The organism is Methylobacter arcticus (genome assembly GCF_050917435.1).
Lineage (GTDB): Bacteria > Pseudomonadota > Gammaproteobacteria > Methylococcales > Methylomonadaceae > Methylobacter_A > Methylobacter_A titanis.
In genome coordinates this window covers 1,840,902-1,866,624 of record NZ_CP159583.1, presented here as the reverse complement: position 1 = coordinate 1,866,624, position 25,723 = coordinate 1,840,902, and the positions used below count along the sequence as shown (strand labels likewise).

Annotated in this window: 36 protein-coding genes; 16 read left to right on the top strand and 20 right to left on the bottom strand. The window is 47.0% G+C overall.

Translation table 11 applies throughout. The annotated features are described in order from the left end of the window. Positions 1 to 53 precede the first annotated feature (53 nt). Genes ABXJ76_RS08970 through ABXJ76_RS08960 form a run of 3 tightly spaced genes read left to right on the top strand, consistent with a single transcriptional unit; the run spans position 54 to position 2,642 of the window. Complete coding sequence (locus tag ABXJ76_RS08970; protein WP_432746191.1) at positions 54 to 1,886, top strand: TonB-dependent receptor domain-containing protein; 1,833 nt, start codon at positions 54 to 56, stop codon at positions 1,884 to 1,886. Between the two features lie 23 nt (positions 1,887 to 1,909). After that, positions 1,910 to 2,500, top strand: a complete 591-nt coding sequence (locus tag ABXJ76_RS08965; RefSeq protein WP_432746189.1) for a hypothetical protein — start codon at positions 1,910 to 1,912, stop codon at positions 2,498 to 2,500. Further along, complete coding sequence (locus tag ABXJ76_RS08960) at positions 2,391 to 2,642, top strand: DUF5522 domain-containing protein (RefSeq protein ID WP_432746187.1); 252 nt, start codon at positions 2,391 to 2,393, stop codon at positions 2,640 to 2,642. The genes ABXJ76_RS08965 and ABXJ76_RS08960 overlap by 110 nt, the downstream gene beginning before the upstream one ends. A 651-nt stretch (positions 2,643 to 3,293) precedes the next feature. Here ABXJ76_RS08960 and rsfS read toward each other — a convergent pair. From rsfS to ABXJ76_RS08945, 3 genes are read right to left on the bottom strand one after another with little or no spacing between them, the layout of a single operon-like run. Next, entirely contained in the window at positions 3,294 to 3,647 is a 354-nt protein-coding gene (gene rsfS / locus ABXJ76_RS08955; RefSeq protein WP_432746185.1) for a ribosome silencing factor, read from the bottom strand. 26 nt (positions 3,648 to 3,673) lie between these two features. Next, entirely contained in the window at positions 3,674 to 4,309 is a 636-nt protein-coding gene (gene nadD / locus ABXJ76_RS08950; RefSeq protein ID WP_432746183.1) for a nicotinate-nucleotide adenylyltransferase, read from the bottom strand. Then, positions 4,310 to 5,548, bottom strand: coding sequence for a glutamate-5-semialdehyde dehydrogenase (locus ABXJ76_RS08945; protein WP_432746481.1), 1,239 nt, complete (start codon positions 5,546 to 5,548; stop codon positions 4,310 to 4,312). It abuts the gene before it with no gap. A gap of 505 nt (positions 5,549 to 6,053) precedes the next feature. Between ABXJ76_RS08945 and ABXJ76_RS08940 the strand changes: the two genes are divergently transcribed. After that, positions 6,054 to 6,341 carry a transposase gene (locus ABXJ76_RS08940; protein WP_432746181.1) on the top strand — a complete coding sequence of 96 codons (288 nt, stop codon included), beginning with the start codon at positions 6,054 to 6,056 and terminating at the stop codon, positions 6,339 to 6,341. On the opposite strand, the gene ABXJ76_RS08935 is transcribed toward ABXJ76_RS08940, so the two are convergent. Beyond that, a protein-coding gene (locus ABXJ76_RS08935) for an IS3 family transposase (RefSeq protein WP_432746179.1) occupies positions 6,320 to 7,901 on the bottom strand; the annotation gives its coding sequence in 2 pieces (ribosomal slippage) (positions 6,320 to 7,439 and positions 7,438 to 7,901; 1,584 coding nt in all). The two genes, ABXJ76_RS08940 and ABXJ76_RS08935, sit on opposite strands and share 22 nt — an antisense overlap. Before the next feature lie 248 nt (positions 7,902 to 8,149). Here ABXJ76_RS08935 and ABXJ76_RS08930 point away from each other — a divergent pair. After that, positions 8,150 to 8,362, top strand: a complete 213-nt coding sequence (locus ABXJ76_RS08930; protein WP_432746178.1) for a transposase — start codon at positions 8,150 to 8,152, stop codon at positions 8,360 to 8,362. Between the two features lie 7 nt (positions 8,363 to 8,369). Here ABXJ76_RS08930 and tnpA (ABXJ76_RS08925) read toward each other — a convergent pair whose 3' ends face one another. From tnpA (ABXJ76_RS08925) to ABXJ76_RS08895, 7 genes are all read right to left on the bottom strand, one after another. Beyond that, the gene (gene tnpA / locus ABXJ76_RS08925) at positions 8,370 to 8,798 is read right to left on the bottom strand and encodes an IS200/IS605 family transposase (RefSeq protein ID WP_432741254.1); all 429 of its coding nucleotides are present in this window, start codon (positions 8,796 to 8,798) and stop codon (positions 8,370 to 8,372) included. A 91-nt stretch (positions 8,799 to 8,889) separates the two neighbouring features. Then, on the bottom strand, positions 8,890 to 9,432 hold the full coding sequence (locus ABXJ76_RS08920; protein ID WP_432746176.1) for a transposase: 543 nt from the start codon (positions 9,430 to 9,432) through the stop codon (positions 8,890 to 8,892). Between the two features lie 477 nt (positions 9,433 to 9,909). Beyond that, positions 9,910 to 10,326, bottom strand: a complete 417-nt coding sequence (locus ABXJ76_RS08915; protein ID WP_432746175.1) for a hypothetical protein — start codon at positions 10,324 to 10,326, stop codon at positions 9,910 to 9,912. 335 nt (positions 10,327 to 10,661) lie between these two features. Continuing rightward, positions 10,662 to 11,105, bottom strand: coding sequence for a DUF2383 domain-containing protein (locus ABXJ76_RS08910; protein ID WP_432746173.1), 444 nt, complete (start codon positions 11,103 to 11,105; stop codon positions 10,662 to 10,664). A gap of 156 nt (positions 11,106 to 11,261) precedes the next feature. Beyond that, positions 11,262 to 11,774 carry a hypothetical protein gene (locus ABXJ76_RS08905; RefSeq protein WP_432746172.1) on the bottom strand — a complete coding sequence of 171 codons (513 nt, stop codon included), beginning with the start codon at positions 11,772 to 11,774 and terminating at the stop codon, positions 11,262 to 11,264. A gap of 17 nt (positions 11,775 to 11,791) precedes the next feature. After that, a complete protein-coding gene (locus tag ABXJ76_RS08900; RefSeq protein WP_432746170.1) occupies positions 11,792 to 12,199 on the bottom strand; it encodes a BON domain-containing protein in 408 nt (135 codons plus the stop codon). 167 nt (positions 12,200 to 12,366) lie between these two features. After that, the gene (locus ABXJ76_RS08895; RefSeq protein WP_432746168.1) at positions 12,367 to 12,627 is read right to left on the bottom strand and encodes a DUF883 family protein; all 261 of its coding nucleotides are present in this window, start codon (positions 12,625 to 12,627) and stop codon (positions 12,367 to 12,369) included. Between the two features lie 1,167 nt (positions 12,628 to 13,794). On the opposite strand from ABXJ76_RS08895, the gene ABXJ76_RS08890 reads away from it, so the two are divergent. The 6 genes from ABXJ76_RS08890 (at position 13,795) to ABXJ76_RS08865 (ending at position 16,174) form a co-directional block, all read left to right on the top strand. Continuing rightward, the gene (locus ABXJ76_RS08890) at positions 13,795 to 14,322 is read left to right on the top strand and encodes a hemerythrin domain-containing protein (protein WP_432746167.1); all 528 of its coding nucleotides are present in this window, start codon (positions 13,795 to 13,797) and stop codon (positions 14,320 to 14,322) included. Positions 14,323 to 14,460: 138 nt separating this feature from the next. Beyond that, entirely contained in the window at positions 14,461 to 14,691 is a 231-nt protein-coding gene (locus tag ABXJ76_RS08885; protein ID WP_432746165.1) for a DUF883 family protein, read from the top strand. Positions 14,692 to 14,760: 69 nt separating this feature from the next. Continuing rightward, positions 14,761 to 14,940: a DUF883 domain-containing protein gene (locus ABXJ76_RS08880; protein ID WP_432746163.1), complete on the top strand. Its 180-nt coding sequence runs from the start codon at positions 14,761 to 14,763 to the stop codon at positions 14,938 to 14,940. Positions 14,941 to 15,037: 97 nt separating this feature from the next. Further along, positions 15,038 to 15,268: a glycine zipper domain-containing protein gene (locus ABXJ76_RS08875; protein WP_432746161.1), complete on the top strand. Its 231-nt coding sequence runs from the start codon at positions 15,038 to 15,040 to the stop codon at positions 15,266 to 15,268. A gap of 13 nt (positions 15,269 to 15,281) precedes the next feature. Next, positions 15,282 to 15,725: a phage holin family protein gene (locus tag ABXJ76_RS08870; RefSeq protein ID WP_432746159.1), complete on the top strand. Its 444-nt coding sequence runs from the start codon at positions 15,282 to 15,284 to the stop codon at positions 15,723 to 15,725. A 143-nt stretch (positions 15,726 to 15,868) separates the two neighbouring features. Continuing rightward, the gene (locus tag ABXJ76_RS08865) at positions 15,869 to 16,174 is read left to right on the top strand and encodes a hypothetical protein (RefSeq protein WP_432746157.1); all 306 of its coding nucleotides are present in this window, start codon (positions 15,869 to 15,871) and stop codon (positions 16,172 to 16,174) included. A gap of 174 nt (positions 16,175 to 16,348) precedes the next feature. On the opposite strand, the gene smbP is transcribed toward ABXJ76_RS08865, so the two are convergent. The 3 genes from smbP to ABXJ76_RS08850 form a co-directional block, all read right to left on the bottom strand. Next, positions 16,349 to 16,666 (bottom strand): small metal-binding protein SmbP, encoded by a 318-nt coding sequence (smbP, locus tag ABXJ76_RS08860; RefSeq protein WP_432746155.1) that lies wholly within the window; start codon positions 16,664 to 16,666, stop codon positions 16,349 to 16,351. 99 nt (positions 16,667 to 16,765) lie between these two features. Next, complete coding sequence (locus ABXJ76_RS08855) at positions 16,766 to 16,942, bottom strand: CsbD family protein (protein WP_432746154.1); 177 nt, start codon at positions 16,940 to 16,942, stop codon at positions 16,766 to 16,768. Positions 16,943 to 17,112: 170 nt separating this feature from the next. Continuing rightward, on the bottom strand, positions 17,113 to 17,286 hold the full coding sequence (locus tag ABXJ76_RS08850; protein ID WP_432746152.1) for a hypothetical protein: 174 nt from the start codon (positions 17,284 to 17,286) through the stop codon (positions 17,113 to 17,115). A 177-nt stretch (positions 17,287 to 17,463) separates the two neighbouring features. Here ABXJ76_RS08850 and ABXJ76_RS08845 point away from each other — a divergent pair, with 177 nt between their 5' ends. Together ABXJ76_RS08845 and ABXJ76_RS08840 are read left to right on the top strand one after the other, a co-directional pair. Further along, the gene (locus ABXJ76_RS08845) at positions 17,464 to 17,955 is read left to right on the top strand and encodes a PRC-barrel domain-containing protein (RefSeq protein ID WP_432746150.1); all 492 of its coding nucleotides are present in this window, start codon (positions 17,464 to 17,466) and stop codon (positions 17,953 to 17,955) included. Between the two features lie 73 nt (positions 17,956 to 18,028). After that, entirely contained in the window at positions 18,029 to 18,259 is a 231-nt protein-coding gene (locus ABXJ76_RS08840; protein WP_432746148.1) for a hypothetical protein, read from the top strand. Positions 18,260 to 18,462: 203 nt separating this feature from the next. On the opposite strand, the gene ABXJ76_RS08835 is transcribed toward ABXJ76_RS08840, so the two are convergent. Continuing rightward, positions 18,463 to 18,900, bottom strand: a complete 438-nt coding sequence (locus ABXJ76_RS08835) for a hypothetical protein (protein ID WP_432746146.1) — start codon at positions 18,898 to 18,900, stop codon at positions 18,463 to 18,465. A gap of 274 nt (positions 18,901 to 19,174) precedes the next feature. Here ABXJ76_RS08835 and ABXJ76_RS08830 point away from each other — a divergent pair, with 274 nt between their 5' ends. The 3 genes from ABXJ76_RS08830 (at position 19,175) to ABXJ76_RS08820 (ending at position 22,959) form a co-directional block, all read left to right on the top strand. Continuing rightward, positions 19,175 to 19,429, top strand: a complete 255-nt coding sequence (locus ABXJ76_RS08830; RefSeq protein ID WP_432746144.1) for a hypothetical protein — start codon at positions 19,175 to 19,177, stop codon at positions 19,427 to 19,429. A gap of 184 nt (positions 19,430 to 19,613) precedes the next feature. Then, complete coding sequence (locus ABXJ76_RS08825; RefSeq protein WP_432746142.1) at positions 19,614 to 21,728, top strand: catalase; 2,115 nt, start codon at positions 19,614 to 19,616, stop codon at positions 21,726 to 21,728. 178 nt (positions 21,729 to 21,906) lie between these two features. Continuing rightward, a complete protein-coding gene (locus ABXJ76_RS08820; RefSeq protein ID WP_432746140.1) occupies positions 21,907 to 22,959 on the top strand; it encodes an AI-2E family transporter in 1,053 nt (350 codons plus the stop codon). Position 22,960: 1 nt separating this feature from the next. On the opposite strand, the gene ABXJ76_RS08815 is transcribed toward ABXJ76_RS08820, so the two are convergent. The 5 genes from ABXJ76_RS08815 to ABXJ76_RS08795 all read right to left on the bottom strand — a co-directional run bounded on the left by ABXJ76_RS08815 (position 22,961) and on the right by ABXJ76_RS08795 (position 25,691). Further along, positions 22,961 to 23,863, bottom strand: a complete 903-nt coding sequence (locus tag ABXJ76_RS08815) for a cation diffusion facilitator family transporter (protein WP_432746138.1) — start codon at positions 23,861 to 23,863, stop codon at positions 22,961 to 22,963. Between the two features lie 122 nt (positions 23,864 to 23,985). Further along, positions 23,986 to 24,222 carry a DUF2789 domain-containing protein gene (locus ABXJ76_RS08810; protein WP_432746136.1) on the bottom strand — a complete coding sequence of 79 codons (237 nt, stop codon included), beginning with the start codon at positions 24,220 to 24,222 and terminating at the stop codon, positions 23,986 to 23,988. A gap of 89 nt (positions 24,223 to 24,311) precedes the next feature. Next, positions 24,312 to 24,623, bottom strand: a complete 312-nt coding sequence (locus tag ABXJ76_RS08805; RefSeq protein ID WP_432746134.1) for a DUF502 domain-containing protein — start codon at positions 24,621 to 24,623, stop codon at positions 24,312 to 24,314. A 61-nt stretch (positions 24,624 to 24,684) separates the two neighbouring features. After that, the gene (tnpA, locus tag ABXJ76_RS08800; protein WP_432746132.1) at positions 24,685 to 25,113 is read right to left on the bottom strand and encodes an IS200/IS605 family transposase; all 429 of its coding nucleotides are present in this window, start codon (positions 25,111 to 25,113) and stop codon (positions 24,685 to 24,687) included. A 338-nt stretch (positions 25,114 to 25,451) separates the two neighbouring features. Then, positions 25,452 to 25,691, bottom strand: coding sequence for a DUF2171 domain-containing protein (locus tag ABXJ76_RS08795; RefSeq protein ID WP_432746130.1), 240 nt, complete (start codon positions 25,689 to 25,691; stop codon positions 25,452 to 25,454). Positions 25,692 to 25,723 lie beyond the last annotated feature (32 nt).

The following is a 25,723-nucleotide window of genomic DNA, read 5'->3' as shown; positions in this document are numbered from 1 at the left end:
TGTCCTCTGTTGTGTAAATCAACCATTATGCGCGGGCGGCGCAGAGAGGACACATGCAAAAACTCATCTTCGGATCATTATTACTCACGGGTTTTAATCCCGAGTTACATGCGCAGGAAACTCCGCAAAATCTTCCCAATCTAGTTGTTACGGCAACCCGAACAGAGACGGCTAAAAATCAGCTGGCGGCTGCGGCCACTGTCTATACCCGAAAAGACATTGAGCACTTACAGGCTAAAACCCTGCCGGAACTGTTACGTGGCACGACGGGAATCGACATGGCGCAAAGCGGCGGCTACGGGAAGGATACCAATATTTACATGCGTGGAACCAATTCCGACCACGTACTGGTGCTGATTGACGGCATTAAAGTCGGCTCTGTCACCTCAGGTACCACACCTTTTCAATTTATTCCGATCGATCAGGTCGAGCGGGTGGAAATTATTCGCGGACCTCAATCGAGTCTTTACGGTTCGGAAGCAATAGGTGGGGTTATCCAGATTTTTACCCGCAAAAGCGGGCTAGAGGATAAGCCCAGCGTCACCCTGGATGTCGGCGGCGGTTCCTATGATACTTACCGCGCTTCCGGCACTGTCAGCGGTAAATGGAAAAACAGTTGGTATACCTTGGGTTCATCGCAGTTCGGTTCTCAGGGTTTTAATTCCCGACAGCCTATTCCGGGACGCTTCGGCGTTAATCAGCCGGATAAGGACGGTTACCTGAACACGGCTCTGAATGCCCGATTAGGTCATCGTTTTGACAACAATGCCAAAGTTGAGGCATTTTTTATGCGGGCGGAGGGAAAAACTGAATTTGACGGCAATTCCCAAGAAAAAACCGAATTTGTTAACCAAGTTGTCGGCATCACCGGTAACATCGATATTGTTGACAACTGGCGTTCAATTCTGCGCTTCGGACAAAGCCGCGATGAAGGTGACAACTTTGCGCCTGGCGGAGCATTTTCCAGCCGGTTTAACAGTACCCGTTGGAATACCAGTTGGCTGAATGAAATCGCCTTGTCGGATACCCATCAATTAATTATCGGCTCCGATTACCGGCTAGATCAAGTAGACAGTTCATCCGCCTTCAACGAAGGTTCCCGCTATGATGTGGGTATTTTTACTGAATTGCACGGCCGTATTCTTGACGACCACTTTATCAATGCATCAGTACGCGGAGATAAAAACGAGGCATTCGGCGACCAGCTGACCGGTAATTTCGGCTGGCGTTATAATGGAAACTACGGCATTAGCCCATTTGCCAGTTTTGGCAATGCATTTAAAGCGCCGTCATTTAATCAGCTTTATTTTCCGGAATTCGGCAATCCCTCGCTGAAAGCCGAAGAATCAACGTCTTTCGAAGCGGGTCTGATCGGTGAACATGATTGGCTGCAATGGGAGATGCGAGCTTACCATACCAATATCGATAACTTGATCGTGACGATAACGAACCCGACAACTTTTCTATCCAGCCCAGAAAATATCGGCAAGGCACAAATTGACGGCATTGAAGCCGAAATCGGGGTTCAATTCATGGATTGGCATAATAAACTAAACATGAATCTGTTAAACCCTAAAAACAGGGAGACTAATGCGCGACTGCCGCGCCGGACTGAAAAAACCTTATCTTATGATTTATCGCGCTCATTCGGAAAATTTGATCTGGGTGCTAATGTACTGGCTCAGGCCGACCGTTTTGATGATGCACTGAACAAAACTAAGGTTGCCGGTTATGTCACCGTTGATTTACGCACTGCCTATCATTTAAATAAAAACTGGATGCTGAACGTAAAGCTGAATAACCTGCTTGATAAACAGTATCAAACCATCAATACCTACAATACCGCAGACCGTAACTTCTTTCTTTCAATCCACTATAACAACTAACCTTAACTTTTGGAGATAACACCATGAAGATAAAACAACGGCTACACGTCGAGTATTTACCTATTCCCCTGATTGCGCTGATTGCGCTGATGGTACTGACACGCTTTCATCATTTTGGCGACTTATTACATCTGCCCGATGCCTCGTTGGCCGTTTTTTTCTTTGCCGGTTTTTACCGCAAAAAAGCTTTGTTTGTCTTCTTGCTGATTATGGCGGGATTGATTGATTATATCGCTATCGCAAACGGAACCAGTAGCTGGTGTGTATCACCTGCTTATGTCTTCCTGATTCCTACTTATGCGGTTATGTGGTTTGCAGGCGGCTACTGTTCGATATTTAAATCTCTGAAAACGGCCGATCTGGCAATACAGCTTGGTCTCCTGATACTGGCAACATCGGCGGCCTTTGCCATTTCAAACGGCAGCTTCTATATGCTTTCTGGGCGTTATACGGATGTATCATGGACACAATATTTTGCACGCGTAGCCCAGTATTATCCGCCTTATGTTGGTTATGCCTTATGCTATACGGTTGCAGGTTTGTCAATTATTAAGCTATTCAATGCCCTGTTTGATACGCGACCCAACTATGAAGAACTTGACAGAAGAAGTTGATTTTTATCGTGAAGACGGCTGGGTAGTTTACACAGCCGAATATCACTTGAAACGTGGTTATTGTTGCCATTCAGGTTGTCGTCATTGCCCTTACGGTTATGATAACGATACACAACAAAAGACTGATATTACTAATAAATAAACAAAAATTAGCTCAATAGATTACCACTTGTGAGACGGTTGATAATCTGGGTGGCACAATCACTGATTGTGCCTACTTCGCGCTTGCCGAAGAAAATATGAAAGAGCTGTCACAAAAGCTATTCTCGAAAAACGAGAATAAGATTGTCGTTGATCTTCGTGTCCATGTTAAAGGCACCCTTTTTGAAGTACGTTTTACAGAAGTAACTATAAAGATTCTATTATCAAATAATATAAGTTTTAAGTTTAAAATATCCAATAATGCTAAAAAATCAAGGGGCTGCTATGCCTACAACTGCCCCCAAGCGTCGTTATAGTGGACCCCAAAATCCAAACAATAGTTTAAGCTATGCTCTGACGAAAAATAAGAAGCCGTGAGTGAGTGAGTGAGTGAAAGTAAACAGAAGGTTATTGGAATGGGAATGGGAATAGGAATAGGAATATTTGGGTGAATCAAAAACAGCAAACCTTTAAACCTGCAGACGCGCGCGACGTTAATTCACTTTTTAACGAGCACGGATAAATGCTATTTAACGCTACTTGAACAGCAGTATTTGCAAAACTCCTGATAACCGTCTTTTGACAAACTTAGAAGTCTAAAAAAGTTAGATTGCCGAACAGAAGGCAACCTAACCTGTAAAGAAGTTTTTAACTAACCTAATTGCTGCTCGCTTTCTTTAGAGTCATCAACCGACCATAATTTTTCAAGTTGATAAAATCCACGCGCCTGAGCGTTCATCGCATGAACAATCACGTCACCCAAATCCAGCAATACCCAGTCTGAGCCCAGATCACCTTCAATACCTAACGGTTTAATACCGCTTTCCTTCAATTTCTCTGCTACATAATCACATAAGGACTTCAGGTGACGATCCGAAGTACCGGTCACTACCACCATATAATCGGTAAAACTGGTTTTGCCTCGAACATCGAGTGTCGTTATGTTTTGCCCTTTGCGTTCATCCAAAACTTCCTGGACAATTTTCAATATTTCTTCTGCTTGCATTCAAATTCCTAGTGTAAAAAATGAGATCAATGTGTCTCGTAAAGCTGGTGTTGCTTGATGTATTCTATGACAGCATCGGGTAATAAAAAACCCGGATTTTGTTTTCTTGCAATTATATTCCTGATAGCCGTTGCCGAAATATCCAGTTGGGTGACGTGTGAAAAGCATAGTTTTCCTGAGATCACTTGCATCAGATCCTTGATTTCTCCAGTCAATCGAACTTTTAAAAAATCATTGAGTGTCTGTGTTTCAATACCCGGCCGGGTCATTACTACAATATGCGCATAGTCAAATAACCGCTGCCACTCATACCAGCCAGTTAAATATTTAAACGCATCAGTGCCGATAAACAATAATAAGGGGTCGGTTAGAAACTCCTGCCTTAAAGACTCCAGTGTGTCGACCATATACGACGGTGCTTGATGCAAACCATATCTGTCCAGTTCCCTGGTATCAATTTTCAGATCCGGCTGATTTTTTATGGCCAGCTCCAGCATCTGCACGCGCATCTTCGCTGTTACGGCTGGTTGCTCGCGATGCGGCGGATTAGCGCAGGGAATCAACCGAACTTCAGTTAACCCGAAGATGTCCTTAACTTCAAGCGCTGACCGCAAATGTCCGTAGTGAACAGGATCGAAAGTGCCGCCGAAGATACCGATCATCTATTGCCTGATATGGCCGTCACCTAGCACGATATATTTTAACGAGGTCAATCCTTTTAAACCCACTGGGCCACGGGCATGCAGCTTGTCGGTGCTGATGCCGATTTCAGCACCTAGGCCATATTCAAAACCGTCAGCAAAGCGGGTCGAGGCATTCACCATCACCGAACTGGAATCCACTTCCCGTAAAAACCGACGCGCCAAAGTGTAATCTTCGGTCACAATCGCTTCGGTATGCCTTGAGCCGTGCTGATTGATATGCTCCATCGCCTGATCGATGCCGTCAACAATCCTGATCGACAAAATCGGCGCCAGATATTCGGTGTCCCAGTCTTCTTCTGTCGCTCTAATACACGCAGGAATCAGGGAACAGGTTTTAAGACAGCCGCGTAATTCAACGCCTTTTCCACTGTATTTTTCAGCTAATAGCGGCAATACTTTTGCGGCAATGCTCTCGGCAACCAACAAGGTTTCCATTGCATTGCAAACACCGTAGCGATGGGTTTTGGCATTGACAGCAATCTTTACCGCTTTGTCTAGGTCAGCTTTATCGTCGATATAAACATGACAAATACCGTCCAGATGTTTAATTACCGGAATCGTTGCGTCCTTAGAAATACGCTCGATCAAGCTTTTGCCGCCGCGTGGTACGATCACATCGACGTATTGATTCATGGTGATCAATTCGCCTACCGCCGCGCGATCTGAGGTCGCCACGATTTGCACGACATCCACCGGCAAACCTGCCGCTTCCAGACCTTGAGATATGCATGCGGCAATCGCCTGATTGGAATATATGGCTTCGGAGCCGCCCCTTAAAATACAGGCATTACCCGATTTAAGACACAAAGCCGCCGCATCGACCGTCACATTGGGACGGGATTCGTAAATAATGCCAATCACGCCCAAAGGTACACGCATTTGGCCTACCTGTATGCCGCTAGGCCGATAGCTTAAGTCACTGATTTCACCGACCGGATCGGGTAATGCGGCGACCTGTTTTAAACCTTCCACCATTGCCTGAATACCGGCTGGTTTTAATTCCAGCCTATCCAGCAAAGCCGTATCCAGGCCATTTTTCTTGCCTGCATCCAAATCCTTGCGATTTTCCGCTATCAACAATTCATGCCCATTTTCAATGGCTTCGGCAATTTTCAGCAAGGCCAGGTTTTTTTGACCAGACTCGGTACGGCTTATTTTCAGTCCTGCTTTCCTGGCCTGCTGACCAAGCATTTTCATGTATTCTTTAATATCCACTGTATTCTCTAACAGGATGATTGTTGTACACAATTATATCGTTTAATCCGGTGATTTGACAGTCTTTAAATGTAACAACTATCGGATATTAAAGAGTTTTATGAGGTAAATTAAACACCAAACTCAAGTCATAACAGATTAATAGTTGTAACGGCTCGCTTTTGAAATCGGTTGGGCTCGCAATCAGCGCCGTTTTTGGCTCACAATAATTGCAAGTGAAAATATACTCCGGCTCACATTATCTGCAAATGAGCTTGCATTTATCGGCACCGGCTTGCATTTCATTGTCGCGGGCTCACTTTAATTGCAAATGAAAGCCTGGCTCCAGAATTGACGCAATGCTGTGAATTGATCGGATTCTTACGACCCAAACCCGAAGGTGAGACGGGGGCAATAATTATTTTGAATACTCATAACGTTTGAGTTCGGCAATGCTAGGTTCTGTTGACGTTTCGCCAATCAGGTAGAATTTGTTATTTTTGGTAACATGAGCCGGATAAATTTAAGCGATGAAGAGTGGGCGCGTATATTGGCAAACTTAAAGAAATTGACAGGCATTCGTATCGGTCAGCCAGATACTTGCAGACAATTTATTAGTGCCTGCTTATGGATATTACGTTCGGGAGCGCAGTGGCGGATTTTGCCGCCAACGCAGGGTAAGTGGAATAGCATCTTCAAGCGATTTTCACGCTGGTGCACCAATGGCGCATGGGCGGAAATTGTCAATGTAGTTGTCGCCTCGACGGTTAAAACTTACGCTGCTTTTTGGGTCTGAATAATCACCTCCCTGGCCTCATCTTTTTTTGTTTCGGCCTTATCAGGGTTAAGGTGGACTGCTTGGATTCTTTGCCAATTCCGAGTGCATCCGCTCCAGCGTTGCGGATGTTTAGCACGAGCAGCCCCGTAGACGGTTTTACGGTTATCCAGAAGGTTTTCATCCAAACCTTCATGACGTTGCGCTGGGGTGACAAAGCGGATAGCGCTGTGGCGATGTTCGTTGTTGTACCATTCCACTAACCCCATGACCCATTGACGTGCTTCTGTGACATCGGCGAATGGCTTTAACGGATATTTAGGGCGATATTTCAAGGTCTTAAACAACGATTCTGAGTAAGGATTGTCGTTACTCACCGACGGCCGACTAAAGGAAGGCATAACACCGAGCTGCTGCAAGGTTGCCAGCATAGACGATCCCTTCATGGGACTGCCGTTATCAGAATGCAGGATAAGCTGTTTTGACTGTATGCCTTCACGATGACATAGATCGCGTAACAGTTCGCCAGCCAAGGCGCTGCTTTCTTCTTCATACACCTGCCAACCGACAATCTTTCGACTGAAAATATCAACAAATAGATAAAGATAGAAGAACTGTCCGCGGATAAGCGATGGCAGGTAGGTAATGTCCCAGCTGTAGAGCTGGTTAGGCGCTGTGGCACAGATTGCACGCGGTTTGGTACGTGTTTGAGCAGGGCGTTCGCTTCGACGGTGGGCAAGCTGATTTTCCTCTCGCAGTATGCGATAGAAGGTCGACTCAGAAGCCAGATAGCTACCTTGATCGGCTAGCCGCGGCACGATCTGACTCGGTGGCAGATGGCCGAATTCATCGGAATTGGCGACAGCCAATACTTCGGCGCGCTCGATTGCTGTCAGCTGGTGTGGCGGTTGATAGTTACGCAATGGACGTTGATCACAGCAGACAGTCCCGTTAACCTGCCAGCGTTGTAAGGTACGCTCGCTCAAACCTAGCACTTCACAGGCTTTAGCTTGGCGTACCCCCGCTGTTATCGATTCATTCAGTAAAACAATCACTTGCTTGCGCTCTTCGTGGGTAGTCATTCGACCTCTCCCCCCAAGAGCGCTCGGAACTTTTTTGCAGAACCAAGAGCGCTGCGGCTTCTGCCAGTGCCTTGTCTTTACGCAATAGTTCGCGCTCAAGGCTTTGATTTTCCACTTTCAATGCACGTAAGACTCGTGCTTCTTCACGCGGGTCTTCCGAGTCACCCTGACTACAAAAATCAGTTTTCCACTGGTCCAGTTGATGGGCAAAAACGCCTCGTTCACGGCATCCGATATTTAAGTCCTCGCCAAGTAAACTATAGCTTTGCTGCAAAGCGGCAAGACGTTCTTCTGGGCTCCAATCCTCGGGGCGTTTTGATTTCGGTTGTGCAGGTTTATTGACGTCCTGTTCGCTTTGTTTCATCCAAGCCTTCAAGGTAGTTAAATTGATGTTCAATTCGTCTGCGACGGACTGAATCGATTGTTCATTGCCACGACTGTAAACTTTTACCAATGCCTGCTCTTTGAAGCCTGCTGAATACCGTTTATATTTTTTCATTTCTAATCTCAAATTTTCTTTTTTCTTAAAATTTGAGGCGACAACTATTCTGACGCAGGGGGATGGGAGAAGCTCTTAAGTCATTTTTCTGAAGTGGCTGATTTACAGGATGTTTCTATGGATGGCTCGGTGATTAGAGCGCATGCCTGTGCGGCTGGGCGGCAAATAGCTCCGCCAAGAATGAAGCACTGGGACGTTCCAAAGGTGGTTTTGGCTGCAAGGTTCACGCGCTCTGTGATGCCTTGGGCATGCTGGTTAAGTACATCCTGACAGGTGGGCAAGAGGCTGAATGCAAGCGAGCGATACCCTTGCTGGAAAACGTTAATGCCTCAGCCGTTTTGGCGGACAGAGCTTACGACACAAACGAGTTGAGGGAGTGGCTGGAATGTCGGGGACTGAACAACCACCAGCTAAAGCTGGTGGGTTCGTATAATGGACTAAAGCCCGGATACGGGTCATAAGACCCGTTCATGACTCTGTCCTAAAATTATCATCTCCTTTGGGTTCAAAATGATGTTCCAGATAATTTTTTATCATTTCATCTGTCAACTCACCAGAAGTCACGCAAAAGTAACCCCGTGCCCAGAAGTGACGACCCCAATAGCGTTTTTTCAAATCAGGAAAACTCTCGAACAGCTTCATCGAACACCTGCCTTTGATTCGCCTCATAATTTCGCTCGGTGCCAAATTGGGTGGCGCAGAAACCAAAATATGGACAGGATCCTGACTGATAACGCCTTTCAGAATTTCTATTTCAAAGGCTTCACAGGTTTGCCTAATCAGTTCACGAACTTTCAAACCAACGTCACCTTTCAACACCTTATAACGATATTTTGTGACAAATACAAAATGATATTGAATTTTAAAAACAGTATGACTTCCATAACGGTAATCCATAAGCCCCCCTACTTTTCAGTTCAGAGCAATATCATACGTCAAAAAATCATAGATAAATCTGACCGCCTAAAAGGCGGTGGTTTTAACCTTACTACGGGCTAATAAACGATTCACTGTCCAACGGTACAAAGCCCTCATCGCAACTTAAGCCTAATGTCAGTACTTGCTGCCCCATCATGTGCCGCCCGCGGGTATGGTCGAAATGGCTCGATATGCCCGGCATCTTTTTGCCAAACCGCCCCGCAACGGTGTCATCGACCACGAAGGCTTTTTTGCCGGGCGCTTTAAAGGCCTGGACTGTCTTGGCAGCGGTCTGCCCATGAAAGTTTCGCCAATTCAGGTCTTCCCGGTTGATCGTGCCATAGAAGACATCCTTGCCCATGGCGCCCTGCAAGCCTTCCCGAGCAAACATGCCAATGGACTCTTTCTTCAGCCATATCCAGAGCATCAGTCCATAGATGACTTCATGCATCGGCGTCCCTGACCGTTTGTTAAAGCCGGCGCGGCTTAACAGGGTTTTCATGCCGGTTTCTCGCCAGAGGCTGGCGAAGACGTTATCGATTAATATTCCCTTTGCGTTCAGAAAATCTACGGTGAGCGCTGGTAGTTCTGTCATTTTTGTGGCACGATTCATTAAGCGTCCTACTTGAGTTTGATTGGGTCTTCAACTAACCGTAATTATACTCTTGTAGGACACTTTATTATTTATTTATCAATGCCTTGCTGTATTTTTTAAACTCCGAAACTTTAGTATTTAACCTTTGTCTCTACATTGGAGGTAATGACATAAAAACAGTTATCAACAATGTGCCTGATTATCCAGGTAATCACTGTTTGTTTTGAAGAAATTTTTACTGATACCTGTCCTATCAGCGGCTTCAGCTAAACGAAGACAATGTTATACCAGCATGGATTCACGTCATTTTATTTTTCCTGACACCCTTCGGGTTAATGCAAATCTGTTACAGACAGATTTGTGCCGGTATTATCCAGGCAACATGAATGTGAGTTATGTATTTGTTACAAATTGGCTAAAGATTATTGCTCATCAGGTAGGTTTTTAGCAGTATTCGTTGTAACAAAAGTTTGTTCTAAATAGAATCAACTCAGCTCAGCTTTTCTCCAGTCGGGCTTTAAGCGCGTATTTTTCACGGTCGATTTCTCCCCGGGTACGGATACCAAGCCAGCGTAATAGGGGTAAGGGAGGGCACCATCCTTGCAAGCCATGCTGCAAAAGAAACGGCAAAACAATGCCGGGCAGGAATAGCCATTTTCGATTTTTGGTTAAACCAAGTATCAGGCCGGATAGGGCTAAAGTAGAGGCATTGACCTCAAGCACTCGCTCTATATCCCATTCCTTATCCAGCATTTGAATACGCTCAAGAATTTCTGCCCTGCTTTTGCCTTTATAACGGTGAATATTTATATCCGTTTGATGATCTATTTCTTCGTTCACATGGGCAGCGGTGGAACTACGGACGCGATCCAGGCTAGATCTTGTTGAATCTTCAGCATTAAATATAGACATAGGTGACTCCTATTGAAAAAATATCAAAAAGGCTTCGCCGCATAATATCGCAGCAATACATTCATTACTTGTGTTTCGCCATTTCTTTCTATTCCGCTACATTAAGACAATTAACGTCTTATCAATTTACAATATCAGTCACACTGGCAACCCCTCAAGTAGGCGTCATACCGACATGGATTCGTATAGCTGACGATCCTTGCTGATCAGCTTTAATAGTAATTAAGTGAGTTGGGCTTTTCTTTAAAATCCGGTCACACAATAAATAAATCCAGCGCGAATCAATTTGAGTTCACGCTGACTTCATTTAAAAACTGCCTGCTAAGCTGGAAAACCTAATCAGTTTCCGCGCCCAAAAGCCGATCCAAAGTTCGAATATGCGCTTGTTGAGCAGGCAGCAGCTTTGTTTCAATCAAAGAGCGAATATCTGAAGACAGCTCAGTCTCCTGCAACGCTTCCTCATAAGCTTCTGCGCCACTTTTTTCTCCGCCCTGTAAAGACCTTAGTGCAGCTTCTTTACCCAGCATATTAGCGCCTCCCTGGACTATTTCCGCCCAAGTTCCCCACGCGCCTGAGCCCTCAGCGGGAGTTGCCCCGAGTTGACGTATTTGTTCCTGTAAACTGGAAACCGCATCTTTATGATCTTCATAAATTGGCTCTAGATACTCCGATCCGCCTAGTTCGGCATCTTCCCCGAGTTTATCCATAGCCTGTTGATAAGTTTCCGTTGCTGATAACTCATTTTTCAGCAATTTGTTGAGTGTTTCAATGTTATGCATAATAACTGATGTTACGCAGGCAAACCAAAAATCAATAACTTACAAAGCAAAAAATGACCATAAGTTATTGATAATTCGTAGTCGGTGCGTAACATCAGATAATAAAACTCCTACCACGTGATTATTTCTTGATGAGGCGCAATAGCATCATCAAGCTTAAACTGACTTTTCTTCAGTTGAGGAAATATCCTCGGCATGGTTGCGCTCGAATATTTTTTTTGCCTTATCAACGGCTTCGCTGGTAGCCGCATGGACAGAAATCAAAGCATTGCCTCCCGTGATTTTTCCTTCATAGCGTTTGGCTTCATACTCCGGAATACCCAGCCCGATTAAAGCACCCGCCAAACTGCCGGTGGCAGCGCCTACTGCCGCTCCGCTCAAGGCACCCATAATGGGTCCTGCGGCGATTAACGGACCGACGCCTGGAATAGCCAAAGCACCAATCCCGGCCAGCAAGCCGAGCACAGCGCCGGTACTCATACCGACTGTGCCACCGATAGCAGCCCCTTCCGGCGCTTTGGTGTGCTTTTCATGCGCAAAATCCTTGGTGGTGGATTTGTCGGGAAACAGCACCGATATATCATTGTATGAAAAACCAGCCCTAGTCAGGTCATTAACAATGATTTCTGCCTGATCGGTATTTTGGGCGATACAAAAAACTGCTTTCATGTGATTCTCCTGGGCCTTTACGGCGCTTTAATTTCAAGTTGATTATTTACCTGCATTACCCCAGGCGTTTGCCTGGCGATGTCTTGCAGTTTCATGTTTTCGGCTTCACTTTCAACAGGCCCGCGCAAAGTCACCACGCCATTACGGGTGATGATTTTTATATTCTGCGCATTGACTGATAGCGACTCATTTTTAACCACAGCTTGCCGTATGGCAGCCGTGATTTTGATATCGCCTTCGGTTTCCTTTTGATCTTCCGGGGTTAACGTCGTGTTATCCTTGTCGCGAACATTGATCTCGGTATTTTCCAATGCTGAGTCGGCCGCCAAATAGATGGCGGTATTCTGTTCGGCTCGAACAGTACCCATCATCATTATTAAACTGCCCGTCAAAGTGAACATAGCTAATAATATGCGTGTAGACATAGTGATCTCCTAAATAGTGAGTGTTTCTTTTTCGAAATAATTGAATGGCATCGGCTTTATCCTTCTGATTCAACGAATAACCACCCACTTTACCTAACCACAAACGGCATCGTTAATCCGCTGTTGCTCGGTAAAACCTGTTATCGCACGGCAACCAGGTCGATGGTCTAGCGACTGCTCATCAGACGGCTTAACAGAAAACCGGATCCGACGGCTATACCTAATGAAGCTACCGGGTTTTTATGAATGTAACCCCGGCAGTTTTCTAAAAATTGCTGCTCCACTTTTTTCAATTGCTCGCCTTTTTGACCCAACACTTCTGCCGCCTGAGTGGTTGCATTGGCTACTTTGTCGACAGTCGAGTGAGCTCCTGATCTAAGGAGGTCAACGGTATCATCGACTGTATTGGTTTTCTCTGTTGCTTTCATAATGGATTCCTTATAAAAAATGCAAAAGGATCAGTTTAAGTTTTAACATCTGATGATTTCAAAACCATGCTGACCAGAGATGGCACACCGACCTTTACAGTCTTTTAAATGACGGCAGGTGGGTAAACCAACAATTTACTGATTAATGATTGAACAAAAAGTAAATAATGACCAAAACAATCACCGGCACGCCTACCAGCCAGCCTATAAAATATTTACCCATGACACATCTCCTAAAATATTCGTGTATATGTATGTCTTTTTATTGATTTTGGCTTACATTCAAACATGCTGTTAAAAAACATCCTGATGAAAGCTGGTATAATTTATGGGAAAACCGTCTAAGAGTCGGTGCGTTGTCGAACATTGGAGATAAACTATTTTTATCTGGCCAGACTCAGGTTTTTTGAAAATTACTTTGATTTCCCAAATTTCTTTTTTAGTTCAATTTTCCTTCGGTAAACCTTCCAATACTTGTGTAGATGACAAGGTAGCTTAAAGACTCATTGTGAGACCCAACGAGGGTGTAGCACTTGGCGCCCGATGGTATAACTCGACTTGAAATGCCGCCCTTGTCATCTACGTCAATCATACGCACTTGCCGGAATGATGCTGAAGCCGGGGTTCTGATTGCAGACGAGCTGGATGGATGATCCTCCTCCATGACTTTGTTTCAGAATTGATCAATGAAAGCGTCTTGTTCTATTGAACTTCGAGTCCGTATTGATGTGGGCTGTTTTCGGTACAGCGTTGCCGTGGGTTTGTCTTATGGCCAATTGCTAATCAGGATTGCTTTTTAACCGACGCCTCTGAGCCCGGCATTTTCAAGAACAACGGTCCATTATTGCCCGGTAGGCTCTGCAGTATGCCTGCAATGGCACCAGGCCAATCTCGATCGATGATCATTTCATAAATTCGGGGTCTGCTGCCGTCACCGATTTGCAGGGGTTTCCGAGCCCGCAAAAAAAATCCTACGCTATGTTAGGCAACGAACCGACTTAGCGGAATGACGAACCTACTATAGCTACAAGCGAGACGAACCATCGCCTAGGGACATAGCTTCTGAGTCGGTCCGGGGGGGGGGCAGCCCGCGACATTCCGCAGCCGTAAACAGCCGCATGACTTGGAACCCCCAAGTTGGCCTTTAGAATTTTTGAGGACAAAGTTATGACGAAGACCGCACTTAAACCCGCCATGCAGCACGGAGAGGACGCCATCACGTTACTCACTGAAGACCACAAGAAGGTAAAAAAACTATTTGCGGATTTTGCTAAACTCGCCAAGGGCGATGGCAGCGATAAAGCAAAAGCAGAAGTGGTTCGGCAGATATGCATGGAGCTGACTATCCATGCCCAAGCCGAGGAAGAAATCTTTTACCCGGCGGTTCGCGCCGCCATCAAGGACGACGATTTGATGGACGAAGCTGATGTGGAACATGCCGGAGCCAAGAACCTCATTGCGCAACTAGAGGCCATGACACCAGCACACGACCACTACGACGCAACGGTTACCGTGCTCGGCGAGAGCATCGATCATCATGTAAAGGAAGAAGAGGAAAAAATGTTTCTCAAGGCAAAGAAAGCCAAAGTCGACACCGCCGCTCTAGGTGCAGCGTTGACCCAACGCAAGCACGAGTTGCAGGCGGAAAGAGGCGAAGCCGAGCCGGTCAAGGCCAGGAAAGCCCAATCGCGTTGAGTGTTGCCAACATGGCATTCTGCTTAGGCAGCCCTGCGGCTTGATGAATCCCAGTGCTGATAATTACTAAAGCGGTGGCACGGGAAGCGCGAAGTCAGTCCAGAATGAAATACAACTTAAATAGACGAGGAAATTACCATGGACATTACAGATAAAGTATCCGATTCCGCGCATGCGGCTTACGATAAGATCGCCGATGCGACTAGCCAGGCTGCAGAAACGCTTGGCGAAAAAGGCGAACAACTGAAAAAAACCGAGCAGCAATTGATGAAAAATTGCCGTAGTTATATCAGTGAGAACCCCATGACGTCGGTGAGTATCGCGGTAGCGGCCGGCTTTGTGCTGAGCCGCCTGTTTAGCCGACCTTAGATCGATCGTCAAACATCATGAATCCGAACGCCGCAACTGACCTGCGGCTCTAATAGAGAGGAAATTATTATGGAAACAACAGACAAAGCAGCTAATTCTGCACATGAGTCTTTCGATAAGTTCGCCAGTACGACCCATCAGGCTGCGGAAGCGTTTGGCGAAAAAGGCGATGCACTGAAAAAAGCCGAGGAGCAATTGATGAAGAAATACCTCAGTTATGTCCGCTACAATCCCTGGGTTACACAGTAGCGGTCGGCTTTCTGCTGAACCGACGTTAGACCGATCGTCAAACATGAACCCGAACGCCGAAAATGAGACTTGCGGCTTAAATAGAGAGGAAAACATCATGGAAATAATAGACAAAGCGGCTAATTCCACAAATGAGGCTGTCGATAAGGTCGCCAGCGCAACCAATCAGGCCGCAGAAGCGCTAGGTAAAAAAGGCGAGCAACTCAAAAATGCCGAGCAGCAATTGCTGGAGGATTGCCGCGTTTATGTTCGCGACAACCCCATAACGTCAGTGGGTATCGCAGTGACGGCCGGCTTTCTGCTGAGCCGCGTTTTGAGCGGCCGTTAGACCGTCAAACCTCATGAAGCACGACGCCCTAAAGGATGAAACGCCTGTTCAAACTGAAACGCGCGGCGATCCGGGGAGCGGCTCCGGTATGCTGGAAGATGCTCAATCGCTATGGCATGAGCTGCGCGGGTTAACCCACGCTCGTTTCCGGCTTGCCGGGCTGGAAACGCAGCGGGCGGGCAAGAGCCTGGTGGACATGATTGTGGCCGGAGTGATGGTTGGCGTGTTGCTGATTGGTGCCTGGCTAGGACTCATGGCCGCCGCCGTGCTGGAACTGGTCGAGCATGACGTCGTGGCAACGAGTAGCGCCATACTGCTTGCCGTCGCTTTCAATTTGCTGCTCGCGCTTATACTATTTGGCGTGATACGCCGTAAGAGCCGCTATCTACAATTTCCCGCGACCCTTCGCAGTTTTCAGACCCCGCCTTCTGAGCGACGGGATAGGGAGAAGTCATGATTAAGGCCCACCTTCTAAAGCGAAACAAACCCAAGTCTCTGTCTCTGAGGACTCAAATCGGAGAGGCTGAGCGAGAGTTATTGAACCGTCAACGAAGGGTCGGAGTTCGCACCGCCACGTTGGTCCGAAACATACATCAACAGGTGACCGCTCCGGCCACTTTACTGCTGGCTGGCGGCATCGGTTTTATCCTTGGCGAAATTACCCAGCGCCAAACCACCCAATCCCGTGGCACTGCCGGTAAGCTACGCACTACCGAGACGACACCCTTGAGGACTGCGCTGAACCTCATGACCTCGATCCACACCTTATACACGGCCTTACCTCTAGCCTGGTTAATGAAGGCCTTCTACCAGCGGGATTTGTCGGGTCAAACGTCCGAACAGCAATCCCAGCCGATGACATCGGCTTCCAATGCAACCGATAGCCGCCGAAGGTCAAAGCGATAGCCGGGCATGTTCAACATGACACACCTGTCAGCCAGCCCCCAACATGAGCTTGGCGCGGTCTATAATTTGTGCGTTTGGCAATTTTTATCGACCGGCGCTGGTGCAATTTTAAAATGGCAAAAAAAAGCGGGTTATTCACCCGCCGTTCCTTGTGTTACCGAAACCGAGGTTCTGTTATTGCGCGGCTTTCAAATGTGTTACGGCTTCTTCGGCGGATTTCTTCGCCAAGTCGGTATGCTTTAGTTTGCCGTGATCGATAGCATCATTCAGGCTCGTGATGCCGGCATCCAAATGTTCATCGGCGGTTTTCGCATGGGTCTTCGCTGCCTCCGCATGTTCTACGATAGCCTTGCTATCGTCGGCTTTAGCTGCGGCCTCTGCGTGCTTGAGCGCTTCCGTCATGTGGCTTTCCCCGGCATAAGCACCAAAGGAGGCTAAGGTCAAAAAGATGCCAGCCCATAAACCGGTGAGTTTCATGTTAGTAATTTTCATGTTTATTTCCTGTGAAATAGGTTTTTGTTAATATCTCGTTTCTGTCCTGCGGCAGGCCAATTTGTATGGACTCGGCGGCACAGTCCAGCAGTGCTCGTTTTATTTGTTTTTCTTAATATCTTCCTTGAGATCACCAAAGCCAGCTCGCCCCTTGCCGACGTTTTTTTGGACATTACCTTCTACTTCCATAACCTTGTCGTCCAGCACCTTGCCGGTGACTTCCTTGACTTTACCTTTGGCTTCTTCGACACGGCCTTTTACTTGATCTTTGTTCATGAGTGTCTCCTGATAATTAATTTAGCCATGACCAAATGGTCATAACCAAAGCCTGAAATGATGTATTCCATCGCTTGACGATAACAATACACGCTAAACCGAATGTGTTCGGTGCGTTAACGCACATAGATTCAGGGTTATCCTTAAATGCGCAGGCTATTTAGAACCGCTTAGGTGCGGTAGGAATAGTTACGGATTAAGTTTGCAACTGCCTCATGACGGTATGGCTTTATTGACGGCATATCGCCGACTTTATCTTTCTTCTGCCGCGTATGCAAAACCGGCCATTGTCCAAGAGTGCCGACTGGTTGCGATAACAACTTGCCTATACCGGCTCGATTCATCAGAACCAAACAAATTCGGGGAGCTCGAGGCATATCACTGGTATGCGATAGTATGTGCGTTAACGTACCGACCGCGTCTGATGTTTCGCTTAGAGTTTGTTTGGGTTTAAGAACGTCACAACGTACCGAGTAAATCTGTAATCTTACTGAGATCGATTTAAGGAATCGGAGAATAGTATGAAAACATTAAATCCCAGTGTAACCGTGCTGTTTTTGAGTGCGACATTCGTGGTTACTTCCTGTGCGGTCAAAGAAACGCAGAAGGAACAAAAGCAAGAGAGACGAGGAGAGTCGGCCGAACGTGTCCAGGAGCCCAACGAGTCGATGCAGCAGGTGACCCGGGCCAGCAAGATCATCGGTACCCCTGTAAAAAATCCCAACGGAGATAATCTCGGCGACATCAAGGAGTTAGTACTCGATCCTTGGAGTGGCAAAGTAGTCTATGCCGTTCTTTCCTACGGCGGTGTATTGGGTATGGGGGACAAGCTCTTTATTGTTCCCTGGAAAGCGCTTAATTGTCCACTCAATAAAGAATATTACGTCCTCGATTTGAATAAATCCACCTTAACATTGGCTCCGGGATTTGATAAGAAACACTGGCCGGACACTACGAATACATTGGAATTACAGCGCGAGGGGCTCAATCGGTTTTATCGCAATAAACCCTGAAAAATGACTTCAATGGGGGCAACAATCTTTGGAATGATTTGGCAATAGCTTGCACTAACATTGAAGCGAAAGGGTGGAACACAAACCGGCTGGAATCGACAACCTAATTATTGACCGGCCCCGTGAAGTACTAACTGCATTCGGCATGAGCCTGGCCAAAGACCAGAAGGTAACAGGCTCAGCCCGAACGATTTCAAACATTTATCAAATTGAATTATTTACGCCGTTAATTCCCCTTTACCTCCCAACCGGAGATGCCGAATGCACCAACGTTTCATTTTTCGCCTGCTCGTCTGCCTGTTAATACTGAATCTTGACGCCTGTGGTGACGTCGCGACATTGCCGGAACAGGCGGGCGTCGGTCCCCATCCGACGCTACCACCGCCGAACCTCACGCTATTACCTACTGTCAATGTAGCCCCGGCCAAAGGCTGGCCTCGACCACCCGCGCTGGCTCTATGTTCTCCCCAACGGCGATGTACTGGTTGCCGAAACCAATGCCCCACCCTAGCCCGAAGATAGCAAAGGCCTTAAGGGCTGGTTGATGAAGCGGACCATGAAATACGCGGGGGCGGGCGTACCGAGCGCTAATCGCATCATCCTGTTGCGCAACGCAAATGGCGACGGCATCGCGGAAACGCGAACAGTCTTCCTTTCCCTGCCGGGGCTAAACTCACCCTTTGGCATGTTCCCTATCGCACCGGTGAAACACAAATCAATGAGCCCGGCGTAAAGGTGCTTGATTTGCCCGCAGCACCGATCAACCGTCATTGGACCAAAAATGTGATCGCCAGCCGTGATGGTTCGCGTCTGTATGTCACGGTCGGCTCGAATAGCAATGTCGGCGAGAATGGTATGGAAAACGAAGTCAACCGCGCCGCCATCTGGATGGTTGATCCGGCAACAGGCCGGCCGTTCGCGGATCTTTGCCTCGGGCTTGCGCAACCCGAATGGACTTGCTTCGCAACCGCAGAGTGGCGCGCTGGACTACCGTCAACGAACGCGATGAGATCGGCACTGACCTGGTGTCCGACTATATGACCTCGGTAAAAGACGGCGACTTCTACGGATGGCCCTACAGCTATTACGGCCAGCATGCCGATACGAGAGTGAAGCCGCCACGGCCTGACCTGGAATTGCGCCGGATTATACGCTTGGCGCCCATACAGCCTCTCTCGGGCTTGTCTTCTATACGAGCAATTTATTGCCGAAGCGCTTTATGGGCGGGACCTTCATCGGTCAGCATGACTCATGGAACCGTCAACCCCGTAGTGGTTATAAAGTGATTTTTGTGCCGTTCGCCGACGGACACCCGGCAGGGACACCTGAGGATATACTCACCGGTTTTGTCAGTGCGCAAGGTGAGGCTCTGGGCCGTCCGGTCGGCGTGGCCGTAGACCGAGCAGGCGCACTGCTTGTCGCCGATGACGTTGGCAACAGCGTATGGCGGGTGACCCCCGCTATGCCGAAATAAGGCGGCATATAGTCTTTCATAGCTTAAAAAGTTACCTTCTTTTCATATCCAAAAATCAGGAAGCTGTTGTGTGCGGCAACGCACAGACCCCCGCCGACAAATACAGGATGATTTTTTAAAGTCGAATATAGAAGGTAGCAATATATCCGCGTTGCCGTCGCGCAAAATCAATTGGAGATTCATGATGACCAAAGCAAATACAGGGGTTCAACCAGTCAAGGGCAAACCGGCAAAGTCCGGGCCGGAAGACGTAACCGTTTCAGTCGGCAGAGGCGGAGAGTGGCACCAGACTGCCATCGGCGATCAGCCGGCGTTAACAACCAATCAGGGTTTGCCGATTTCCGACAATCAGAACTCCCTGAGAGCTAATCCGAACGGTCCGACGCTGTTGGAAGATTTCATCCTGCGCGAAAAAATCACTCATTTCGACCACGAGCGAATTCCGGAACGCATCGTCCATGCACGCGGTACGGGCGCACATGGCTTCTTCGAACTGACCCGATCCCTGGAAAAATACACGACCGCCAAAGTGTTGACTGAAGTGGGCGAACAAACGCCACTGTTCACGCGTATTTCAACTGTGGTCGGCGGGTCCGGTTCGGCCGATACACCGCGCGATGTTCGCGGCTTCGCCGTCAAGTTTTACACGAAAGAGGGCAACTGGGATTTGGTCGGCAATAATATCCCGGTCTTTTTCATTCAGGATGCCATCAAATTTCCCGACCTCGTGCATGCAGTCAAAATGGAACCCGATCGTGGCTTTCCTCAGGCAGCGTCGGCGCACGACACTTTCTGGGACTATATTTCACTGACACCGGAAGCAATGCATATGGTGATGTGGATCATGTCCGACCGCACCTTGCCGCGTTCGCTACGGATGATCGAAGGCTTCGGTATTCATTCATTCCGTTTGATCAATGCAGCGGGCGAATCGACATTCGTGAAATTCCACTGGCGGCCGAAACTCGGTTTGCAATCGACCCTCTGGGACGAAGCAGTCAAGATTGCCGGTGCCGATTCCGACTTTCATCGCCGCGATATGTTCGATGCGATCAGCGTCGGCGATTTCCCGGAATGGGAATTGGCGGTTCAGCTTTTCTCCCAAGAAGAAGCCGATGCCTTCACGTTCGATCATCTCGATCCGACCAAATTGATACCTGAAGAATGGGTGCCGTTGCAAGTTATCGGGCGCATGGTACTCAACCGCTGGCCGGACAATTTTTTTGCGGAGACGGAACAGGTGGCGTTCTGTCCGTCCCATGTCGTGCCCGGCATCGATTTCTCGAACGATCCATTATTGCAGGGGCGCCTGTTCTCATATCAGGACACGCAGTTATCCCGTCTGGGTTCGACGAATTTTCATCAGATACCCGTCAATGCGCCGCAGTGTCCGTTCGCCAATCATCAGCGCGACGGTCATATGCAAATGGCGCAACCGGTCGGTCGCGTAGCCTACGAACCGAATACCCTGGCAGCGGATTCCCCACACGAGCAACCGGAGGCTGGCTTTTACAGCGCGGCGTTAGGGGAGACCGGCGTAAAAGGCCGGATTCGGGCGGAGAGCTTTGCCGATCATTACAGCCAGGCGCGACAATTCTATCGCAGCCAAAACGCCTTCGAACAGGCGCATCTTGCCTCCGCTTTGGTCTTTGAGCTGTCGAAAGTCGAGCATCCGCATATCCGTGAGGCCATGGTTGGTCACCTGCGCCATATCGAAGAGGACCTTGCACAACGGGTTGCCTCCGGTCTCGGGATGAGCGAGCTGCCACAAGCGCCCGCTGCGGTTGTTGCAGTTCAGGACTTAGACCTATCCCCGGCGCTGCAACTTATCGGCAAGATGAAGGACACGCTTGAGGGCCGTGCGGTCGGGATACTAATTGCGGACGGATCGGACGCGGCAAGCATCGACGCTGTCAAGCAGGCAGTCACTGCTGCCGGCGCAACAGTAAAGATTATCGCCGCGAAAATCGGCGAAGCGAAACTTGCCGACGGCTCGCTTTTGAAAGTCGACGGGCAATTAGCCGGTACGCCGTCGGTGATGTTCGACGCGGTCGCAATCATCCTGTCCGACCAAGCAGCCGCATTATTGGGCAAGGAATCCGCCGCCATCGATTTCGTGCGCGACGCCTTCGGTCATCTGAAAGCGATCGGCGTTGACAAAGGCGGCGAAGCCTTACTGAAAACAGCCGCTATCGAACAAGACGCAGGTGTGATTGACATCGGTAACCTGAATCACTTCATTGCCGCAGCTAAAACACGTCAGTGGGAGCGGGAATCGAGGGTCAGAACACTCGCTTGATAAGGGTGCAATTGCACTTGGGCGTCGAACCTCTTTTACTTCCAGGCGTAATATAATGATTACACCTGAATTGATAATGGCGGATTGATAGCATTCATTCTGATTTTCAACAGTTTTGGCAGCCTATCCTAGTTGTGATAGGCTGCCAAAATACTTCATTTGCTTCAAAGTGTTTTCCATGCAAAAAAATACCCCTTATATTCTTTTTCTGACCCTTGTATTGTTAGTAACGGTATCATTTTTCCTATTGATTAAGGATTTTTTATTAGCCTGTTTTTGGGCCATCATTCTGGCGGTAGTTTTTGATCCTGTGTATCAGCGGATTCGCCAAAATTTTAAAAATTCGGAAATACTACCTTTGTTTTTAACCATGATGATGATTATTCTGGTTTTTGTGATCCCTTTGCTGACCATAATCTTGATGATAACGGAGGAAAGCACAATCCTTTATCAAAAAATTCAAGTTGGGGAAATTAATCCTCAAGTCTATTTCCAAGAAATTCTCGCGCTTTTTTTACCAAAATTTAATAAGCTTTCACATATGGAGACATTAAGCGTTGAGGAGATAAGCGCCTCAGCAGGGAATGCCTTTGCACAGGCAGTAAAATATATAGCGCAACAAGTTCCCGCATTGACCCAGAACCTGTTAAATCTGATCGTTCAATTTGCCTTGTCCTTCTACATTCTGTTTTTTCTATTGAGGGATGGTCATCAATTGATAAGAAAACTCATCTCTCTAATTCCTATAGGTGACGGGATCGAAATAGAATTATTTGAACGTTTCACCAGCGTAGCCAGAGCGACTGTTAAAGGCGGGTTAACAGTCGCTGTGATACAAGGCAGTATCGGAGGATTTTTATTTTGGTTTGTAGGCATTCCCGCTGCTTTTTTATGGGGTATGTTAATGATAGTTTTATCTTTATTGCCGGTAGGCAGCACGCTAATTTGGGCCCCCGCTGCATTAATTCTGTTTTTACAAGGTCAAACGTTAAATGCGATTATCGTTTTGGCAGTCGGTATTTTAGTCATTGGTATGCTTGATAATTTTCTGCGGCCGCGGCTGATAGGCAAAGACAGTAAAATGTCAGATTACCTGGTACTGGTATCAACCCTGGGTGGATTAGCCTGGTTTTCATTAACAGGATTTGTATTAGGTCCCATCATTGCGGCTTTATTCATTACTTGTTGGGACAACATGGGGCAAGAAAGTCAGGCAAGTAAACGTAAATAACTTAACCAGCGTTATCAATCTCAAAGAATATCCATTTAACCCGCGTATGCGTTTGCTTGATTTGCCGTTCCATCGCATTGATTTCATCAACTGCATTCATAACTGTCATATCGGGTTGAAGTTCGGCTTTAATGGTAACCATGACATTATTGCCGTGATTGATCGCCCACACATTCAGCACCTGTAACACACAGGGCTGGCTCTCCAGATAGTGCTGTACGTTATCGCTGATATCAACAGCCGCCTCACCGAGCAGCAAGGAATGCACTTCTGTACCCACCACGACGGCAACTGTAATCAATAAAACCCCGATTAAAATCGAACCTGCTGCATCATAGGCGGTATTGCCGGTAATCATTGTCAGACCCAGCATTACCAGCGCAATCCCAAGTCCTGTCAAGGCAGCCAGGTCTTCACCTGTAACCACCATCAATTCGCTGGACTGAGTCTCTTTAAACCATTGCCACAGAGAGTGCGTGCCTTTCTCTTGTTGGATTGCCGCCAGCGCCGTTTTTAATGAAAAATATTCCAAACTCAACGCAATCAGCAAAACAAGCAATGCGACACCCTCATTTTCAACAGTATGCGGGAGAGTATATCGCTGCCATCCTTCATGAATGGAAAACACGCCACCTACGGAAAATAATATGAAAGCTACCATCATGGACCAGATATAAGATTCCCGTCCAAAACCCATGGGATGTTTGCGGGTCGCTTCTTTTTCAGATCGTTTCATACCGATAAACAGTAATACCTGGTTTCCACAATCGGCATACGAGTGAATCGCTTCGGCTACTAAAGAACTTGAACCAGTCCAGAAAGCAGCACCGGTTTTCGCCGTTGCGATGCCTAAATTAGCAGCAAATGCATAGAGAATAGCGATTGTTGGATTGGGAGATGACATGGATGATTTTCACTCAGTTAGGTTGGAATAAAATTTGCTTGAGATAAGTTCAAAGTAAATAGGGAAGCGTTATCAAGAATAGAGAATCATCGAAATTTTTAACTTGAATAATACTTACCCGCTTAATTTTCTCTCAACAAACAATCTAATTCATCCACGAGCTCGCACCAATCCGAATCCTCTGCTACCGCTTCAGCCAGAAACGCAGCCTGTGCTTCGTTCCAGAAAGCTGCCTCGGACAAGGCAATATTACGGGGTAACGGTCTGTACTTTTCAATAAAAGCATTAATTTGTTCCTCGTCGCCTGCCATACCTAATTGACAAAATAACGTTTGCATCGTGTGTATTGAAGTATCCATTTGAATCCCGGAAACTATTAAAGCTTTACGCCAAGGTCGTATTTGACCTCGGCGTATTTTTTCATTTTAGTGAAATTCAAACCCTTCAACTATTCTTTTTTTTCATCATTAATATTGCCAACAATGCCGACTGTTGCGATAAAACGCAGAGCATCCTCAACAGACATATCTATTTCTACTACATTTTCCCGTGACATAATGACCGTGTTGCCACCTATCGCATAACTGAATGGCAAAAATACGGCAACCTGATCATCGGCAATGAAAGTATGTGAAAGCTCTTCAAAATCCGAAACGGTAATGAAACCTATCTGTTGACCATTGCCGGGTGGCACATTAACTAAAACTACTTGTTTAAATTTCCCTTTCTGTTCGCTGGAAAAAGAGAACTGAACACCCACCAGCTAAAGCTGGTGGGTTCGTATAATGGACTAAAGTCCGGATACGGGTCATAAGACCCGTTCATGACTCTGTCCTAAAATTATCATCTCCTTTGGGTTCAAAATGATGTTCCAGATAATTTTTTATCATTTCATCTGTCAACTCACCAGAAGTCACGCAAAAGTAACCCCGTGCCCAGAAGTGACGACCCCAATAGCATTTTTTCAAATCAGGAAAACTCTCGAACAGCTTCATCGAACACCTGCCTTTGATTCGCCTCATAATTTCGCTCGGTGCCAAATTGGGTGGCGCAGAAACCAAAATATGGACAGGATCCTGACTGATAACGCCTTTCAGAATTTCTATTTCAAAGGCTTCACAGGTTTGCCTAATCAGTTCACGAACTTTCAAACCAACGTTACCTTTCAACACCTTATAACGATACTTTGTGACAAATACAAAATGATATTGAATTTTAAAAACAGTATGACTTCCATAACGGTAATCCATAAGGCCCCTTACTTTTCAGTTCAGAGCAATATCATGCGTCAAAAAATCATAGATAAATCTGACCGCCTAAAAGGCGGTGGTTTTAACCTTACTACGGACTAATAAAAGCGTTATGTTTTATATAACAAATGTAACCCGAAAGCGTTCGATACACACTCATAGAACTTTAGTGTGCTTTAATGTACCCTTTTTCATCCGTAACAAAAGCCACAGATCCTCTACCGTATACATTGAACGTTACCACTTTAGTTGTGCCTGTCGTTTATAGACCTCAACTTCTCATCTGAAGCGAAAAGCCACCATCTCCCTTGCCACTATTATCGCGTGAAGTCATTCGTCTATAAGATTGGCGGACTTGTCGACCACTCCTCCATCGCCTGGTCTCCTGGACGATCTACTTTAACTTTGCCGCCCTCGGTTGAGGTTACCCAACTTGCTGGAATGTAATGGTGCCGACCGGTCTTATCTTTCTTCAGCTTGATGGTATCCATCCCCTCCATATGATCGACAGTGGCGAACTGGCCATCTTGAGAGCAGACAACGGGCATATCAGGCTTAATTTGGTCGGTATTAATCATAGCTTTTCTCCGGTTGGCTCAGTCCGAAAGTC